The sequence below is a fragment of the Streptomyces sp. NPDC045701 genome (assembly GCF_056432045.1).
This window is the reverse complement of record NZ_JBWKJV010000007.1, coordinates 212278-228380: the sequence shown is the minus strand read 5'-3', so window position 1 is coordinate 228380 and position 16103 is coordinate 212278. Positions and strand designations below refer to the sequence as shown.

At 74.2% G+C, this 16103-nt stretch carries 13 protein-coding genes; 8 read left to right on the top strand and 5 right to left on the bottom strand.

Annotated elements, in window-relative coordinates:
- Positions 1 to 209 precede the first annotated feature (209 nt).
- The 6 genes from AC07DW_RS11630 to AC07DW_RS11605 all read left to right on the top strand — a co-directional run bounded on the left by AC07DW_RS11630 (position 210) and on the right by AC07DW_RS11605 (position 8929).
- Positions 210 to 2912: an MFS transporter gene (locus tag AC07DW_RS11630; protein WP_478857446.1), complete on the top strand. Its 2703-nt coding sequence runs from the start codon at positions 210 to 212 to the stop codon at positions 2910 to 2912.
- Positions 2913 to 3095: 183 nt separating this feature from the next.
- Entirely contained in the window at positions 3096 to 3638 is a 543-nt protein-coding gene (locus tag AC07DW_RS11625) for a hypothetical protein (protein WP_478857445.1), read from the top strand.
- A 194-nt stretch (positions 3639 to 3832) separates the two neighbouring features.
- Entirely contained in the window at positions 3833 to 4666 is an 834-nt protein-coding gene (locus tag AC07DW_RS11620) for a M55 family metallopeptidase (protein WP_478857444.1), read from the top strand.
- The gene (locus AC07DW_RS11615) at positions 4659 to 5999 is read left to right on the top strand and encodes a M20/M25/M40 family metallo-hydrolase (RefSeq protein WP_478857443.1); all 1341 of its coding nucleotides are present in this window, start codon (positions 4659 to 4661) and stop codon (positions 5997 to 5999) included. Before AC07DW_RS11620 ends, AC07DW_RS11615 begins: the two co-directional genes overlap by 8 nt.
- A gap of 15 nt (positions 6000 to 6014) precedes the next feature.
- The gene (locus AC07DW_RS11610) at positions 6015 to 8000 is read left to right on the top strand and encodes a prolyl oligopeptidase family serine peptidase (protein WP_478857442.1); all 1986 of its coding nucleotides are present in this window, start codon (positions 6015 to 6017) and stop codon (positions 7998 to 8000) included.
- On the top strand, positions 7997 to 8929 hold the full coding sequence (locus AC07DW_RS11605) for a S66 peptidase family protein (protein WP_478857441.1): 933 nt from the start codon (positions 7997 to 7999) through the stop codon (positions 8927 to 8929). The genes AC07DW_RS11610 and AC07DW_RS11605 overlap by 4 nt, the downstream gene beginning before the upstream one ends.
- 26 nt (positions 8930 to 8955) lie before the next feature.
- On the opposite strand, the gene AC07DW_RS11600 is transcribed toward AC07DW_RS11605, so the two are convergent.
- The 3 genes from AC07DW_RS11600 to AC07DW_RS11590 form a co-directional block, all read right to left on the bottom strand.
- Positions 8956 to 10470: a serine/threonine-protein kinase gene (locus AC07DW_RS11600; RefSeq protein WP_478857440.1), complete on the bottom strand. Its 1515-nt coding sequence runs from the start codon at positions 10468 to 10470 to the stop codon at positions 8956 to 8958.
- Between the two features lie 464 nt (positions 10471 to 10934).
- Entirely contained in the window at positions 10935 to 12014 is a 1080-nt protein-coding gene (locus AC07DW_RS11595) for an adenosine deaminase (RefSeq protein WP_478857439.1), read from the bottom strand.
- A gap of 94 nt (positions 12015 to 12108) precedes the next feature.
- Positions 12109 to 12867: a GntR family transcriptional regulator gene (locus AC07DW_RS11590; RefSeq protein ID WP_478857438.1), complete on the bottom strand. Its 759-nt coding sequence runs from the start codon at positions 12865 to 12867 to the stop codon at positions 12109 to 12111.
- Between the two features lie 251 nt (positions 12868 to 13118).
- Here AC07DW_RS11590 and AC07DW_RS11585 point away from each other — a divergent pair, with 251 nt between their 5' ends.
- Together AC07DW_RS11585 and AC07DW_RS11580 are read left to right on the top strand one after the other, a co-directional pair.
- Positions 13119 to 14579, top strand: coding sequence for an MFS transporter (locus AC07DW_RS11585; protein WP_478857437.1), 1461 nt, complete (start codon positions 13119 to 13121; stop codon positions 14577 to 14579).
- Positions 14580 to 14758: 179 nt separating this feature from the next.
- Positions 14759 to 15304, top strand: coding sequence for a GNAT family N-acetyltransferase (locus AC07DW_RS11580; RefSeq protein ID WP_478857436.1), 546 nt, complete (start codon positions 14759 to 14761; stop codon positions 15302 to 15304).
- A 33-nt stretch (positions 15305 to 15337) separates the two neighbouring features.
- Here the strand turns inward: AC07DW_RS11580 and AC07DW_RS11575 are convergent, their stop codons facing one another.
- Positions 15338 to 15511, bottom strand: coding sequence for a CsbD family protein (locus tag AC07DW_RS11575; RefSeq protein ID WP_478857435.1), 174 nt, complete (start codon positions 15509 to 15511; stop codon positions 15338 to 15340).
- Positions 15512 to 15737: 226 nt separating this feature from the next.
- Positions 15738 to 16085, bottom strand: a complete 348-nt coding sequence (locus AC07DW_RS11570; RefSeq protein WP_351812551.1) for a VOC family protein — start codon at positions 16083 to 16085, stop codon at positions 15738 to 15740.
- Between the last annotated feature and the right edge of the window lie 18 nt (positions 16086 to 16103).

Below are 16103 nucleotides of genomic sequence, written 5' to 3'. Positions count from 1 at the left end.
GGTTCGGGTGGACTTCCGGTCGCCATCCCCGGTGCCCGCGCACGCCACGCGCGCGCCGCACCGGGGGAAAGCGCCTGATGAGCGCCGCGGCGCGCCGGGTGCCGACCGCTCGCCCACCCTCCTGACCCCGTAATGCCCTGCTTGCTCCCCCTCGGCACGCAATGCGAAGAATGGCGCGCCGCGTAGGCGCGACCGAGGGGAGCAGGTTCGTGGGTGGGAGCACGCTGGCGAACGACGGCACACCGCCCGCCCGCGGGTGGCCCGGAGCGGCCGCCCGGGGGCGGGACGCCCACGGCGCACCGGAGGCCGGTTTCCTGGTTGCCGGCGCGCGGCGCGGCGACGGGACGGATCCCCGGCCGTCCGGGGCGGCCGGCCCGCGACAGGCCGAGCGCGCCGACGCCGGCCGGACGGCGGGCCAGGGGCCGGGTCCCGCCGCCGAGCCCTGGGACACCGTCGCCCCGCCCGGTACCCCGAGCGCGTCCGGCCGGAGGCCCGGCGCCACGGCGACCGCCGGCCCCCCGGACCGCGAACCACTCCTCCCCGCCGCCGTTCCGCCCGGCCGCGCGCGTGTACGCCTCGTCCTCTGCGGGCTCGTCCTGGCCCTGCTGCTCGCCGTACTCCAGCAACTGGTCACCGCCACCGCCCTCCCGGCGATCGCCGCCGGGCTCCACGCGCCCGGTCCGCTGCCCGGCCGGACGGCCTGGCCCGCCACCGCCTACCTCCTCGCCGCCGCCGTCACCCTCCCCGTCCACGGCAGGCTCGGCGACCTCCGCGGGCGCAAGGGGCTCTTCCTGGCAGCCCTCGTCGTGTTCCTCGCCGGTTCGGCACTGGCGGGCTGGTCGCGCTCCATGGACCAGCTCATCGCCTTCCGCGCCGTCCAGGGGGTCGGCGCCGGCGGCCTGCTGGCCGGCGCGCAGGCGATCGCCGCCGACCTCGTGTCCGTCCGCCGGCGGGGACGGTTCATGGGCGCCATCGGCGCCGCCCTCGGTCTCGCCTCATTGGCCGGCCCGCTGCTCGGCGGGCTCGTCACCGCGTACGTCTCCTGGCGGTGGTGCTTCTGGGGCGCCGTCCCCCTCGGCCTGGTCGCGCTGATCCTCGTCGGCACGGCCCTGCCCCGGCGGGCGCCCGCCGAGCCCGCCGAGTCCGTCGAGGCCCCCGGGTCCCGTGCCGGGCGACGCCCGGACGTCCTGGGCGCGGTCCTCCTCGCGGCCGCGTCCACCTTCCTGGTCCTGCTCGCCGACTGGGGCGGCACCCAGTACGCCTGGAACTCCCGCACCGTCCTGGGGCTGGTCTGCGGCGCGGCGGGCTCCCTCCTGCTGTTCATCGTCGTGGAGAACCACGCGGCCCGGCCGATCGTCCCGCCAGGGCTGCTGAAGGACCCCACCTTCGTGGTCGGCGGTCTCGTCGGCACCATCGCGGGTGTCGCGCTCTTCGTCGCCGCCGACTGCCTGCCCGCCTTCTTCCGGCTGACCAGGGGCGCGGACGCCGCCGAGGCCGGGGTGCTGATGCTGCCGCTGGCGGCCGGCGGCGTCGTCGCGTCGCTGCTGTCCGGGCATCTCATCAGCCGCACCGGTCGGCACACGGTCCATCCGGTGCTCGGCGGGGCCGTGTCGGTCGTCGGCATGTGGCTGCTGTCCCGGCTGGAGCCCGACACGCCGCGCCTGACCCACAGCGTCTGGCAGGCCGTGCTCGGCGTGGGCATCGGCCTGGTCCTGCCCGCCGTCGTCCTCGCCGTCCAGAACGCCGCCCCGCCCGCCCGCCTCTCCACCGCCACCGGCGCCCACACCCACCTCCGGCTGCTCGTCGGGTGCCTCGGCACGGCCGCCATCGGCGCCCTCCTCGCCCGCCGCCTCGACCACGAACTCGGCGGCCGGCTCCCGGCCGGCGGAGCCGCCGGCGACCTGCCCGGCCCCTGGGCGCTCACCCCCAGGCTCCTGGAAAACCTGCCGCCCGCCCTGCGAGACGCGTACACGGAGGCGTACGCCGAGACCATGCCGCGGACCTTCCTCCACTTGGTGCCGGTCCTGGGCCTGGGCCTGCTTCTCGCCTTCCTCCTCAAGGAGAAGCCGCCGGTCGCCATGGACGCGCTCGCTGTGCCCCCGCCCCGCGCGGCGTCGCGGACCGCGTCGGGCACGGCGTCCACGGGGCTCCACGCGGGCGTGCCGGTCGGCGGCACCGTACGGCGGCAGGACGGCACCGGCGTACCGGGTGCCACCCTGACCCTCGTCGACGCGCACGGGCAGCAGGCGGGGCTCGGGGCGAGCGGCGAGGACGGCCGGTACGCGCTCGGCGCGCCCGGCGCCGGTTCGTACACGCTGATCGCCGCGGCGGGCGGCCACCGGCCCCAGGCCGTCCCCGTCACCGTCGACGACCGGCCGGTCGGGATCGACGTGGTCCTCGGCGGCGCCGGCCGGCTCGCCGGGACCGTGCGCACCGCCGACGGCACCGCCGTGCGCGACGCGACGGTGACCCTCACCGACGTACGCGGGGAGGTCGTGGCGAGCACCCGCACCGGTCGGGACGGAGCTTATGTCCTGCCCGCGCCGGTGGCGGGGGAGTACACCCTCGCCGCGAGCGCGCCCGTGTTCCGGCCCGCCGCGCTGCCGGTGAGCGTCCAGACGTCCCACGAGACCCGGCAGGACATCGAGCTGGCCGGCGGTGCCGTGCTGCGCGGGACGGTACGGGCACCGGACGGCAGGCCCGTGGAGGACGCGCGCGTGACGCTGCTCGACACCGCCGGGAACGTCATCGACACGCTCGCCACGGGCCCGGACGGCACGTTCCGCTTCGTGGACCTCCCGTCCGGCGAGTACACCGTGATCGCGGCCGGTTACCCGCCGGTGGCCACCGTGCTGCAGGTGGCGGGAGGCGGTGGTGCCGAGCGCGATTTGCGGCTGGGACACGACGACTGACGGCGGTCCGGATTCCACCGCGCGGGGTCGCCGGGGGCGGGCCCGGGCGCCCGGCCGTCAGGACTCCCTGCCGCGGCCCGTCGTCGCGTCGTGGAGGCGCGTGAGCTGCGTCATTTCCGTCCCCGCGATCGGGGGGTACGTTTTGCCTCCGCCCAGCGCCCCGTGAATCCGGATGGACCAGCCGTGCCCGCAGATTTCTCGCTCTCCCCGCTCATAGCGGCGACCGCGCAGTGGCTCACCCGCGCCTATCCGGCCGGGGGCGGCGCACTCGACACCGCCCTCGCCGAGGCGCAGGCACGGCAGGCCGTCACGGTCGCCGCGTGGCTGCGCTATCCGACGGCCATGGACGCGGCGCTGGTCGCCGTGGCCGGGCCGGGTGGCTCCGGGCGGCTCGACGGTGTCACGGGCGCCGACGCCGCCGACGCGGCCGGGAGCGACGACGACGCCGAGGCCTGGCGTACCTGGGTGGACGAGGTCGTCGCGAGCTGGGCCGCGGCCCTGCTCGGCGCGCCCGAGCTGGCCGCGGCGGCCGCGGAGGCGCTCGGCGGCTCCGTGTACACGGCGGGCGCGCCCGTCGAGTTCCGGCGGCTGGTGGATCCCGACGAGCGCGACCGGCGGGCCGCCGCGCTGCTGCGCCACCCGGATCTGCTCGCCCCCGTGGCGGAACTGCACAGGGACCAGCTCCTCGACCGGCTGGCGACCGGCCCCGTGCCGCTCACCGGCTGACCTCGCCGGGGGCGCGTCGTAGCGTGAGGGGCGCGCGGGGGAGCGCGGCGGGAGCGCGTGAGGCGTACGGACGGCGCGTGCACGGCGCGGAGCCGGTGGGCCGGTGCGCGGGTCCGCCCCTGGCCCGACAAGCCCGGCCGACAGTTATCCACAGGCCTGGGCAGGCGGGGCGGGACCGCGTACGGTTTCGAGGCATGAAGATCCTTGTCAGCGCCGACATGGAAGGCGCCACCGGTGTGACCTGGCCGGCCGACGTGCTGCCCGGCACTCCCCAGTGGGAGCGGTGCCGGTCCATGTTCACCTCCGACGTGAGCGCGGCCGTGCGCGGCTTCTTCGACGGCGGAGCCGACGAGGTCCTCATCAACGAGGCGCACTGGACCATGCGCAACCTCCTGCTCGAACAGCTCGACGAGCGCGCCGAGATGATCACCGGCCGCCACAAGTCCCTCTCCATGGTGGAGGGCGTCCAGCACGGTGACGTCGACGGCATCGCGTTCGTCGGTTACCACACCGGCGCCGGCAGCGAAGGGGTCCTCGCCCACACCTACCTCGCCAACTCCATCACCGGCGTCTGGCTCAACGGGGTACGGGCGAGCGAGGGCATGCTCAACGCCCACGTCGTCGCCGAGTACGGCGTCCCCGTCATCCTCGTCACCGGCGACGACCTGACCTGCGAGGACGCCCTCTCCTACGCGCCGGAGGCCCGCAAGGTGGCCGTCAAGGACCACGTCTCCCGGTACGCGGCGGTGTGCCGCACCCCCACCCGGACGGCCGCCGACATCCGCGCCGCAGCCAAGGACGCGACCGCTCTCGCCGTACGGTACGAACCGGTGCGCGGCGGACCGTTCACCGTGGAGCTGGAGTTCGACGCGGAGCACCTCGCGGCAGCCGCCACCGTCGTACCGGGCGTGGCGAACAGCGGCGAACGGCGCGTCGCGTACACCAGCGAGACGATGTACGAGGCCATTCGCGCCTTCAAGGCGGTCACCACGATCGTCTCGGCCGCAGTGGAGGAGCAGTATGGCTGACGTCACGGCACCGTTCGACACGGACTCGCAGGCGCTCGACGAGGTGGTCACCTTCACCTCCGAGCTCATCCGCATCGACACCACCAACCACGGCAGCGGCGACTGCAAGGAGCGGCCCGCCGCCGAGTACGTGGCCGAACGGCTTGCCGAGGCCGGGCTGGAACCGGTGATGCTCGAACGCACCCCCGGCCGTACCAACGTGGTCGCGCGCATCGAGGGCACCGACCCGTCCGCCGACGCGCTGCTCGTCCACGGCCACCTCGACGTGGTGCCGGCCGACCCCGCCGACTGGGCGGTGCACCCCTTCTCCGGGGAGGTGCGCGACGGGCTGGTGTGGGGCCGGGGCGCCGTCGACATGAAGAACACGGACGCGATGATCCTCGCGGTCGTCCGTGAATGGGCCCGCCACGGCATCCGGCCCCGGCGCGACATCGTCCTCGCCTACACCGCCGACGAGGAGGCCAGCGCAGCCGACGGAGCCGGCTACCTGGTGCGCCACCACCGGGACCTCTTCGAGGGCTGCACGGAAGGCATCGGGGAGTCCGGCGCCTACACCTTCCACGCCGGACCGGACCTGGAGATCTACCCGATCGGGGCGGGGGAGCGGGGCACCGCCTGGCTCAAGCTGACCGCCGAGGGCAGGGCGGGCCACGGCTCGAAGGTCAACCGGGAGAACGCGGTCAGCCGCATCGCCGCGGCCGTCTCCCGCATCGGCGAGCACCGGTGGCCGGTACGGCTCACCCCGACCGTGCGCGCCGCCCTCACGGAACTGGCCGCGCTCCACGGCCTCCGGCCCGACCTCGACGCGGCCGACTTCGACGCCGACGCCCTGCTGGCGAAGCTCGGCCGGGCGGCGGCCCTGGTCGAACCGACGATCCGCAACAGCAGCAACCCGACCATGCTGCACGCCGGATACAAGGTCAACGTGATCCCGGGCACCGCCACCGCCCACATCGACGGGCGCGTCCTGCCCGGCGCCGACCTGGAGTTCGCCGAAACCATGGACATGCTCACCGGACCGGACGTCCAGTGGGAGTTCCAGCACCAGGAGATCGCCCTCCAGGCACCCGTCGACTCGCCGACGTACGCCAAACTGCGCGCCGCGCTGGAGCACTTCGAGCCCGACGCCCACGTCGTGCCGTTCTGCATGTCCGGCGGCACCGATGCCAAGCACTTCGCCCGGCTCGGCATCACCGGCTACGGCTTCGCGCCGCTCAGGCTGCCCATCGGCTTCGACTACCAGGCGCTGTTCCACGGCGTCGACGAGCGCGTACCGGTCGAGGCGCTGCACTTCGGCATTCGCGTGCTCGACCATTATCTGCAGACCGCGTAGGGGGGAAGTCCGGACATGGTACCCACGGGGGCCTACGGCACCTGGCCGTCACCGATCGACGCACACATCGCCGCCGCGCACGGCGGGCGTCCCGAGTACGTCGGCGTGGTCGGCGACGAAGTGTGGTGGACCGAGCCGCGGCCCGCCGAGGGCGGCAGACGCGCCCTGGTGCGCCGGCGCCCGGACGGCACGGAGGAGCCCGTGCTCCCCGCCCCGTGGAACGTGCGCAGCAGGGTGGTCGAGTACGGCGGACAGCCCTGGGCGGGGGCGGTGCGCGGTACGGCCACCGCCCCGCTCGTCGTCTTCAGCCACTTCCCCGACCAGCGGCTCTACGTGTACGAGCCGGACGGTGACGCGGCCCCGGTGCCGCTCACCCCGCTGTCCGGTGTGGGCGGCGGACTGCGCTGGGTCGACCCCGTGATCCACCTCGACCGGGGCGAGGTGTGGTGCGTCCTGGAGGAGTTCACCGGCCCCGGACCGGGCGAGGTGCGGCGGGTCGTCGCGGCCGTGCCGCTCGACGGATCGGCCGCCGAGGACCGGGGAGCGGTCCGGGAGCTGACGGACGACCGGCACCGGTTCGTCACCGGGCCGCGTCTCTCGCCGGACGGGAGGCGGGCCGTGTGGCTCGCCTGGGACCACCCCCGGATGCCGTGGGACGGCACGGTGGTGATGGCCGCCGACGTCACGGAACACGGCACGTTCACCGGGGCGCGGGCGATCGCCGGCGGCGCGGACGAGGCGGTCTGCCAGGCCGACTGGGCCCTCGACGGGTCGCTGCTGATCGTCTCCGACGCCAGCGGCTGGTGGGAACTCCAGCGGATGAGGCCCGGCGACACGCGGCCGGCCGCCCTGTGCACGGGGCGGGCGGAGGAGTTCGGCGGGCCGCTCTGGAAGATCGGCCTGAAGTGGTTCCAGCCGCTGGACGACGGGACGATCGCCGTCATCCACGGCAAGGGCGCCACCAGCCTCGGCATACTCGACCCCGAGACCGGCGAAGTGGTCGACGCCCCCGGACCCTGGACCGAATGGGCCGCCACCCTCGCCGGGAACGGGACGCGCGTCGTCGGCGTGGCGGCCAGCCCGCGCAGCGGCTACGAAGTGGTGGAGCTGGACACCCGCACCGGCCGCACCCGGGTCATCGGCTCCGGACACGGCGACTCCGTGGACCCGGCGTACTACCCGGAGCCACAGATCCGCACCTTCACCGGGCCGGACGACCGGGAGATCCACGCCCACATCTACCCGCCGCACAACCCCGACCGGATCGCGCCCGACGACGAACTGCCGCCCTACGTGGTGTGGGCACACGGCGGCCCCACCGCACACGTGCCCCTCGTCCTGGACCTGGAAATCGCGTACTTCACCTCGCGCGGCATCGGTGTCGCCGAGGTCAACTACGGCGGCTCCACCGGGTACGGCCGTTCCTACCGCGACCGGCTGCGGGACCAGTGGGGCGTCGTCGACGTCGAGGACTGCGCCGCCGTCGCGGAGACGCTCGCCGCCGAGGGCACCGCCGACCCTGCCCGGCTCGCGATCCGGGGCGGCAGCGCGGGCGGCTGGACGGCCGCGGCGTCGCTGGCCGCCACCGGCGTGTACGCCTGCGGCACGCTGCTCTACCCGGTCCTCGACCTCGAAGGATGGGCGGAGGAGACGCACGACTTCGAGTCCCGCTACATGGAGTCCCTGATCGGGCCGCCCGCGCACGTCCCCGGCCGGTACCGGGAGCGCGCGCCGCTCGCCCAGGTCGAGCGGATCACCGTGCCGTTCCTGCTGCTGCAAGGGCTCGACGACGTCATCTGCCCGCCCGCGCAGAGCGAGCGGTTCCTGGCGGCGATGGCGGGGCGGAACATCCCGCACGCGTACATCGCCTTCGCGGGGGAGGGACACGGCTTCCGCAGGGCCGACACCGTGGTCCGGGCGCTGGAGGCGGAACTCGCCCTGTACGTCCAGGTCTTCGGGATCACCCGGACGGACGTACCGCCGCTGGAACTGCGCACGTGACGGTCACACCACTGACCAGGCCCACCCGCCTGCGCCCCGGTGACCGGGTGGCCGTCGTCTCGCCCAGCGGCCCGGTGCCCGAGGACCGCCTCCTGGCCGGGCTCGCCGTCCTGCGCGGCTGGGGGCTCGACCCCCTCGTGATGCCGCACGCCCTGGACGTCCACCCGGAGTTGCCGTACCTCGCCGGGACGGACGAGGACCGGGCCCGCGACCTGACGGACGCCTGGTGCGACCCGTCCGTCTCCGCGGTGATGTGCGCCCGCGGCGGGTACGGCGCGCAGCGCATGGTCGACCTGCTCGACTGGCCGGCGATGAGAGCCGCCGGTCCCAAGGTGTTCATCGGGTACAGCGATGTGACGGCCCTGCACGACGCGTTCGCCCGGCGGATGGGGCTGGCCACGCTGCACGGCCCGATGGCGGGGGCGGTGACCTTCCTCAGGGACGCCACCACCCAGGAGTCGCTGCGGGCCACCCTCCTCGCGCCCGAGACCGTACGCACCCTGGGGCTCGACGGCGCCCGGCCCATGGTTCCCGGCCGGGCGCGGGGCGTCACCCTCGGCGGCTGCCTCGCCCTGCTCGCCGCCGGCCTCGCCACTCCGCACGCCCGCACGTCCTTGAGGGGCGGCCTGCTCCTGCTGGAGGACGTCGGCGAGGAGCCGTACCGCATCGACCGCGTCCTGACCCAGTTGCTGCGCGCCGGCCGGTTCGACGGCGTCACCGGTATCGCCCTCGGCTCGTGGGAGGAGTGCGGCCCCTACGCCGAGGTCCGCGCCACCCTCGTGGACCGGTTGGCGCCCCTCGGCGTTCCGGTCGTCGAGGAGCTGGGCTTCGGCCACGGCCCGGCCAACCTGACCGTCCCCCTCGGGACACCGGCCGTCCTGGACGCGGACGCGGGCACCCTCACCCTGGAGGTGCCCGCGCTGCGGTGAAGCGTTGGCGGTGCGTTGGCGGGCGGTCAGTCCTTGTCCTTCGCCTTCGGCGCCTTCCCCTTCGCCTGCCCGGACTTCCCCTGGTCGTGGGACGGCTCCCGCACGTCCCCCGCCCCCACCGTGCCGGGCGTGTCGCTGGGGGCGGCGGGGGCGCGGGAGGTACCGGCGCCGGCGGCGTCATCCGCGGCGTCATCCACGGTGTCGTCCTTCACGGCGACGGCCTTCGCGGTCCGGCTCTCCCCCTCGATCCCGGCCTCCTCGGTGCGGTCCCGCTCGGCACCGGCCTGCCCGGCACCGGCACCGGCCTGCCTGGCACCGGCCTGCTCGGTGCCGGCGGGTGGCCGGGTGCCGGTGGTGGGGGAGTCCGGTGTCGTGGGGGAGGAGGAAGGGCGGCCGGGACCGTCGGACGCCGGCCGCGCCGGCTCCGTGGTGGCCGGTCGCGGTGGGCCGGCGGCGTCCCCGCCGTCGGCCGGCAGGCCACCGGTGGAGCCGGTCAGCGCGACACCCAGCGCGGCCAGGGTGGAACCCGCCGTCAGCAGAGCGCGGCGGGCCCGGTGCCTGCGGGGGGAGTGGCGGCCGGCGGCAGCCCGGGGGGCGGACCTCGTGACGTCCGCCCCCTCGCGTGCCGTGGACACGACGACTGGCTCGGGGTCCTGGTCGCCCGGTTCGCCTTCCGGGGCGGGAAGCGGCCCGGCGGGTGCTCCCGAGTCGGCGCCGGCCGCGAACGCCGCCAGCGCCCGGCTGCACGCGCGGGCGTCCGGCCGGGCGCTCTCCTCGACCGCGGTCATGGCCAGCAGCAGCTCGGCGAGCCCCTCGGGAAGCTCCGGCGGGACGACCGGGGCCCGATGCAGCCGGGCGATCGCCGCCTCCAGCGGGGCTCCGTCGTACTCCAGCTCCGCCTTCAGCGCTTCCAGGAGCACCAGGCCGAGGCTGTAGACGTCCGCGGCCGGTCCGGCTCCCTTGCCGAGCACCTGCTCGGGCGCCATGTAGGCGGCGGTGCCCACCAGCACGCCGGTGGCCGTGCGGACGGTACTGTCGAGCAGCCGGGAGATGCCGAAGTCGGTGAGGTACGGGGCGCCGGCCTCGTCCAGGAGGATGTTCGACGGCTTCACGTCCCGGTGCACCACCCCGGCCGCGTGCACGTGCGCCAGCGCCGAGGCCAGTGCGGCTCCGATGCGGCAGACCTCGGCGGGCGCCAGCGGAGCGCGGGCTATCCGCCGGCGCAGCGTCGTGCCCCTGACCAGTTCCATCACCAGGAAGGGCTGCCCGTCCTCCCGGCCGCAGTCGTACACGGTCACCAGGCTGGGGTGCTGCAACCGGGCCAGCAGGCGCGCCTCGCTGTCGAAGTGGTCCTCCGTCAGCGCCTCACCCTCCCGGCGGAGGACCTTCACCGCGACGGGGCGCCGCAGCCGCAGATCGAGACCCTCGTACACGTCGGCCCCGCCGCCACGTCCCAGCAGATCGTCGAGCCGGTAGCGGCCGGCCATCACCTGGGCCGTGAGCCGGAAGTCCGGTCGAACCGTCCACGGGCGGACCTTCATGTGGGCTCCCTGCGTCCTGTCGTCACCTGCCGATGTCCGCCCGCCGGCCCGTCTACGTGCCGGGCTCATGACTGACCGCATGGTGACGGGCACTCGTTACGCCTGCCCCCGGAAGCGCCGGACATCCGTACGGGTTCGCATCCGGTGCGGCGACGGGCCCGCGACCCCCGGCGACCACCGCGCGCACCGAGCGGGCGCACCGAGCGCGCGCGGCTGCCGAACCGCCGCTTCAGGGGCGCGAACGCGGCGACGGACTCCAGAAGGGCCGTCTCCGGGAACCGGGACCGGAGGGCCGAGCCGGGACCCGGGATCCGAGGGGCCGGGTCGAGGAGGCAGGCCCGGGGAGCCGCCACAGGAACGCCCGCCCGGGGAGCCCAGCCGGCAGGGCGGCCCCTGGAGAACCGCTCCCCGGGACCGCGCGGTGGACCCGGTTCCCCGAGACAGGGCTCGTGGAACCAGGCCGTCTAGAGGGCCGCGTATCCCGGGCGGATCACCTCGTCGATGATCCGGCGGCGCTCCGGCAGCGGCAGGAACGCGGCCTCCACGGCGGCGACCGTGAACTCCTCGAACACCTCGGGGCCGTACCCGAAGGCGTCCACCATGTGCTGGAACTCCTGGCTCATGGTCGTGCCCGACACCAGGCGGTTGTCGGTGTTGAGCGTGATGCGGAAGCCGAGGCGGCGCAGCTGGTCGATCGGGTGCGTCGCGTAGTCCTTCGCGGCGCCCGTCTGAAGGTTGGAGGTGGGGCATACCTCCAGCGCGATGCGGTTGTCCCGGACGTACGCGGCCAGGTGGCCGAGGGTGCCGTCCTCGGCGATGTCGTCGGTGATCCGCACACCGTGGCCGATCCGCTCGGCGCCGCACACCTGCACCGCCTCGTGGATCGACTCGGCGCCCACGGCCTCGCCCGCGTGGATGGTGAAGTGGCAGTTGTGCCGCTTCAGGTGCTGGAAGGCCGGCAGGTGACGGGAGGGCGGGTTGCCGATCTCACCGCCCGCGATGTCGAAGCCGGCCACCCCGCGCTCGCGGTGGGCGACGGTCAGCTCGGCTATCTCCAGCGAACGGTCGGTGTGGCGCATGCCGGTCAGCAGCGTGCCGACGGTGATCCGGCCGCCGGAGCGGCGCTCGCCCTCGCGGAACCCGTCGTTCACCGCCTCCACGACCTCGTCCAGGGTCAGCCCCGCCGCGAGGTGCTGCTCGGGCGCGTACCGCACCTCGGCGTAGACCACGCCGTCCGCCGCCAGGTCCTCGGCGCACTCGGCCGCGACGCGGAAAAGCGCCTCGCGGGTCTGCATCACCGCACAGGTGTGGGCGAACGTCTCGAGGTAACGCTCCAGCGAGCCGGAGTCGGCGGCGTCGCGGAACCACGCGCCCAGCGCCGCCGGGTCCTCGGTCGGCAGGCCGGTGTAACCGCACTCGCGGGCCAGCTCGATGATCGTGGCGGGGCGCAGTCCGCCGTCCAGGTGGTCGTGGAGGACCGCCTTGGGGGCGCGGCGGATCCAGTCGGCGGCCGTGGCGTCGGCGGAGTTGTCAGACAAGTGCATGGTGCGGGAGTGTACGCCACGCTCTGGGCCTTACGCCGTGACGCAGCTGACACCCCACCGGAAGCGCCCGAGGCGGGCCCCGGCCCCGCGCCGGTCAGTTCGACTGGAGGACCGGGAGGGCCGCCGCGCCGGTCGGCAGCATGTGCTTGGCGGCCATGACGGGGGTGTCCCTGGCTCGGACGACCTGGGTGATCAGCACCGCCGGGGTGTCGGCGGGCCGGCCCAGCTGCTCCCCGCGCCGCAACCCGACGAGCGTCGCCGTCACGCTGCTGTGCGCGGTCAGCGGCACCCCTCGCGAGGCTCCGGACAGGACGGCGAGCATCGAGGTGCGGGCGGCGTCCGGGGCGCCGGCGACCGCCTCCAGGGCCCGGGCGAAACCGGGGTGGGCCGCCTCCAGGACGTCGTCGGCGGCGGCCCACTCCTGGCTGAGCGCCGCCGCCGTACCGTCCGCCGCCAGCAGCGACTCCCAGAACCGGAGCCGGGCGCGGGACGCCGCGAGCAGGTGCTGCGCGGTGAAGTCGGTCGGCTCCTCGACCGTCCGCAGCAGGGCGCGCACGCGGGCGGGGGCGCCCGCGCCGATCAGCTCCTCCAGCGGCTGGACGTGCTCGAAGCCGCGCCGCGGAGGGCGGTCGGCGACGGTCCGGCCGACCCCGCGCCGTACCGACAGCAGGCCGTCCTCCTGGAGGAGCAGCAGGGCCTCGCGCAGCGCGGGGCGGCTCACGCCCAGTTCGGCGGCGAGCCTGGGCTCGGAAGGCAGGGTCGAGCCGGGCGGGTAGGTGCCGGCGTGGATGGCGTCCACGATCCGCTCGTACAGCACCACCACCGGTCTCCGCTGTTCCGCGCTGCTGACCACCAATGTCCCTCCTCGGCTCACTTGTCATCAAGCTATGTCTCCTCGCAGCGGCGGGCAATGGTCGTCCGGTCTCGATTCGGCGGCGCTGAGCTGCGGAAATTCGAAAAGTTGGTCGGAGGGTATTGACGTTTACGCGCGTAGATTCCAATCTGACTCAGCGGCACTTGTCTGACAAGGGCATGGGGTGCCGTACCGATCTTGAAGCGATCTCCAAGCGATCTCGACGCGACATCCAAGGCAAAGGGGCCGACATGTCCATCTCGCTCGGCCGGACACGATCCGGAGCCGAATCCGACCTCGCGGGCCGAGGGCCCATGCTGCTGGCGATGGTCCTGGCCGTCCTCGGTTACCAGATCAACGCGACCATGCTCAGCCCCGCTCTGCCCGACGTCATCGAGCGCCTCGGTACGACCACGGCCGCCGCCGGCCTGTCGCAGACCCTGTTCTTCCTGATGGCCGCCATCGGCCAGGTCACGCTCGCCCGCCTCAGCGACCAGCGCGGCCGCAAGCCGATGATGATTGTTTGTGCGATCGTCCTGATCATCGGCAACCTGGCCTGCGTCTTCGCGCCGACCATCGAGGTCTTCATCGCCGGCCGCATCCTCCAGGGCATCTCCGCCGCGATGTTCACCCTCGCCTTCCTCACCCTGAACCAGCTGCTCACCCCGGCCGGATTCGGCAAGGCGGCCGGCATCATCACCGCCGTCAACGGCGGCCTCGCCGGCGTCGACGCCATCGCGGGCGGCCAGATCGCCGACACCATCGGCTTCCGCGGCATCTTCGTCTGCTCCACCCTGATCGCCGTCGCCGGTCTGATCGGCGTGCGCCGGTACGTCCCCGACGTCCCGCCGACCACCGACGCCGACGCCCGCTTCGACTCCCGGGGCATCGCCGCCCTCGCCCTCGGTCTCACCGGCATCCTGGTCGGCCTCGCCCAGGGCGGTGCCTGGGGCTGGACCTCGCCGCTCACGCTCGGCTTCCTGCTCGGCGGCGTCGCCTCCCTCGTCTTCTTCGTCGTCTCGCAGCGGAGCGCCCCCAACCCGGTCATCGACCTCGACGTCCTCGCCTCCCGCCGCGCCTGGCCGCTGCTGCTCACCACCGTCTGCACCCTGGGTGGCGCATTCGGTGCGATCGCGCTCACCATCCCGCTGTTCTCCCAGGACGCCCGCGTCGGCCTCGGACTGAGCGCCGTCACCGCCGCGGTCCTCTTCCTCACCCCCATCCAGTTGATCGGCGTGATCTCCGCCCCGCTGACCGGGCGGCTCGGCCCGAGGATCGGCTGGCGCGCGATCGTGGTCGCCGGCGCCGTCGCCAACTTCGTGATCTTCGTCTTCGCCACACTGTTCCTGCGCAACGAGTGGATTCTGGTCGGCGCGCTCGCCGCGCTGGGCGTCACGTACGGCGGGTTCATGCTCACCGGCCTCAACGGCCTCGCCGTCACCACCGCTCCCAAGGACAAGCCCGGATCCCTGTCCGGCCTCAACGGAGCCTGCTTCGGCATCGGCGCCTCGCTCGGCATCGCTCTCGCCTCGGCCATGATCACCGCGGGCAGCGACGCGCGGGGCGTCACCGAGGCCGGCTATCAGCACGCCATGTACGCCGCGCTGGCACTGCTCGGCATCGGCGTCGTCACCGCGCTGCTCATCCAGCGCCCCGACCCGGCCGACTCCACCGATGCCGACGAGCCGCAACTGGTCGTCGCCCACCACTGACGGCCGGACCCGGCCTCACCCGTACGGCCCACTCCACCGCCCCCGTGCCACCGGATCCGACATCCTGGTTGCCGGGGGCGGCGGCGCGGGTCCACACCGGGGGGGGGTGAAAGTGCGGCGTGCGGCCACGGTGCCGGTACGAAAGCTCACTTCGACGGCCGTCTCGCTACCATGACCCGATGTCGCCGCACGCCGCCCACCCCCGCTACCTGGCCGAAGGCCCGCGTGTCGCCATCCGGCACTTCCGCCACGACGACGGCGCCGAGTTCATCGCGCGGGTGCACGAGAGCAGGGACCTGCACCGGCCGTGGCTGTTCCCGCCGGACACCGCCGCCGCCTACGCCGCGTACGCCCGCGCCCGGATCGAGAGCCCTGACTGCGAACCGCTGCTGGTGTGCGAGCGGGAGGGCGGCGCGATCGCCGGGTACATCAACATCAACAACATCGTCCGCGGCGGCTTCCTCAGTGGCACGCTCGGCTACGGCGCCTTCGCCCACGCGGCGGGCCGCGGCCTGATGGGCGAAGGGCTCGGTCTCGTCCTCCGCCACGCCTTCGGGCCGCTCGGCCTGCACCGGCTGGAAGCCAACATCCAGCCCCTCAACACGGCGTCGCTGGCGCTCGTGCGCCGCGCCGGGTTCCGGCTGGAGGGCTTCTCCCCGGCGTTCGTCCTCGTCGACGGCGTCTGGCGGGACCACGAACGCTGGGCGATCACGGCCGACGGGTGAGCGCGTCATCCGCCGGCCGCGGCGCACCGGTGTTCAGTGCTTGAGCGTGTCCTTCGCCTTCTGCGCCGTCTGCTTGGCGTCGCCCTTGATCTGCTCGGCCCGCCCCTTCGTCTTGAGGCTCTCGTCGCCGGTTGCCCGTCCGGTGGCTTCCTTCGCCTTCCCCTTGGCGGTCTCGGCCACGTTCTTGGCCTTCTTGCCCACGGCCATGTGTTGTCACCTCCTGGGCGGTCGCCCGCAACGGCCGGGGCGCCGATGCGGCACACGTCCCACGACATCTCCTACCCGGCTGGAAACCGGGCAATCAGGGTGAAAGGGGATATGGGAGGTGTGTACGGCCGGGGCGACTCGCCGGGCACCGGCAGCGCTCCCTGCGGGCCGACGTCCGGACCCGGGCCGCAGCGCGCAAATCGAGCAGGTGCCTCTCCGGGGGGCGTCAGCGCCGCTGGTCGACGTACTCGAAGACCGAGCCGTCGGGGTGGACGGCGATCAGATTGCGCCCGGCGGGTGTCGGCACCGGGCCCGCCAGCACCTTGGCGCCCGCCTCGGTGAGGGTCGTGTGGGCGGCGTCCACGTCCTCGACGGCGATCGTGGCCGCCACTTTGCGCAGGATCTCCAGCTCCGACTCGGGGCCGCTCATCAGCAGGAAGCAGCCGATCGCCGCCACGGACACGCCGCCGCGCTCGAAGCGGAGCGCGCGGCTGCCGGTGAGCCGTTCGTAGAAGACCACCGAGGTCTCCAAATCGTCGACGCAGACGCGCAGCGTGGTGCCGAGGATCTCCATACGGGTGAGGGTAGTTGA

Excerpts from the sequence above, each read along its gene's own strand:
- AC07DW_RS11610 (WP_478857442.1), top strand. The coding sequence starts at position 6,015 with ATGGTACCCACGGGGGCCTACGGCACCTGGCCGTCACCGATCGACGCA.
- AC07DW_RS11580 (WP_478857436.1), top strand. The coding sequence starts at position 14,759 with ATGTCGCCGCACGCCGCCCACCCCCGCTACCTGGCCGAAGGCCCGCGT.
- AC07DW_RS11600 (WP_478857440.1), bottom strand. The coding sequence starts at position 10,470 with ATGAAGGTCCGCCCGTGGACGGTTCGACCGGACTTCCGGCTCACGGCC.
- AC07DW_RS11615 (WP_478857443.1), top strand. The coding sequence starts at position 4,659 with ATGGCTGACGTCACGGCACCGTTCGACACGGACTCGCAGGCGCTCGAC.
- AC07DW_RS11595 (WP_478857439.1), bottom strand. The coding sequence starts at position 12,014 with ATGCACTTGTCTGACAACTCCGCCGACGCCACGGCCGCCGACTGGATC.
- AC07DW_RS11570 (WP_351812551.1), bottom strand. The coding sequence starts at position 16,085 with ATGGAGATCCTCGGCACCACGCTGCGCGTCTGCGTCGACGATTTGGAG.
- AC07DW_RS11575 (WP_478857435.1), bottom strand. The coding sequence starts at position 15,511 with ATGGCCGTGGGCAAGAAGGCCAAGAACGTGGCCGAGACCGCCAAGGGG.
- AC07DW_RS11620 (WP_478857444.1), top strand. The coding sequence starts at position 3,833 with ATGAAGATCCTTGTCAGCGCCGACATGGAAGGCGCCACCGGTGTGACC.
- AC07DW_RS11585 (WP_478857437.1), top strand. The coding sequence starts at position 13,119 with ATGTCCATCTCGCTCGGCCGGACACGATCCGGAGCCGAATCCGACCTC.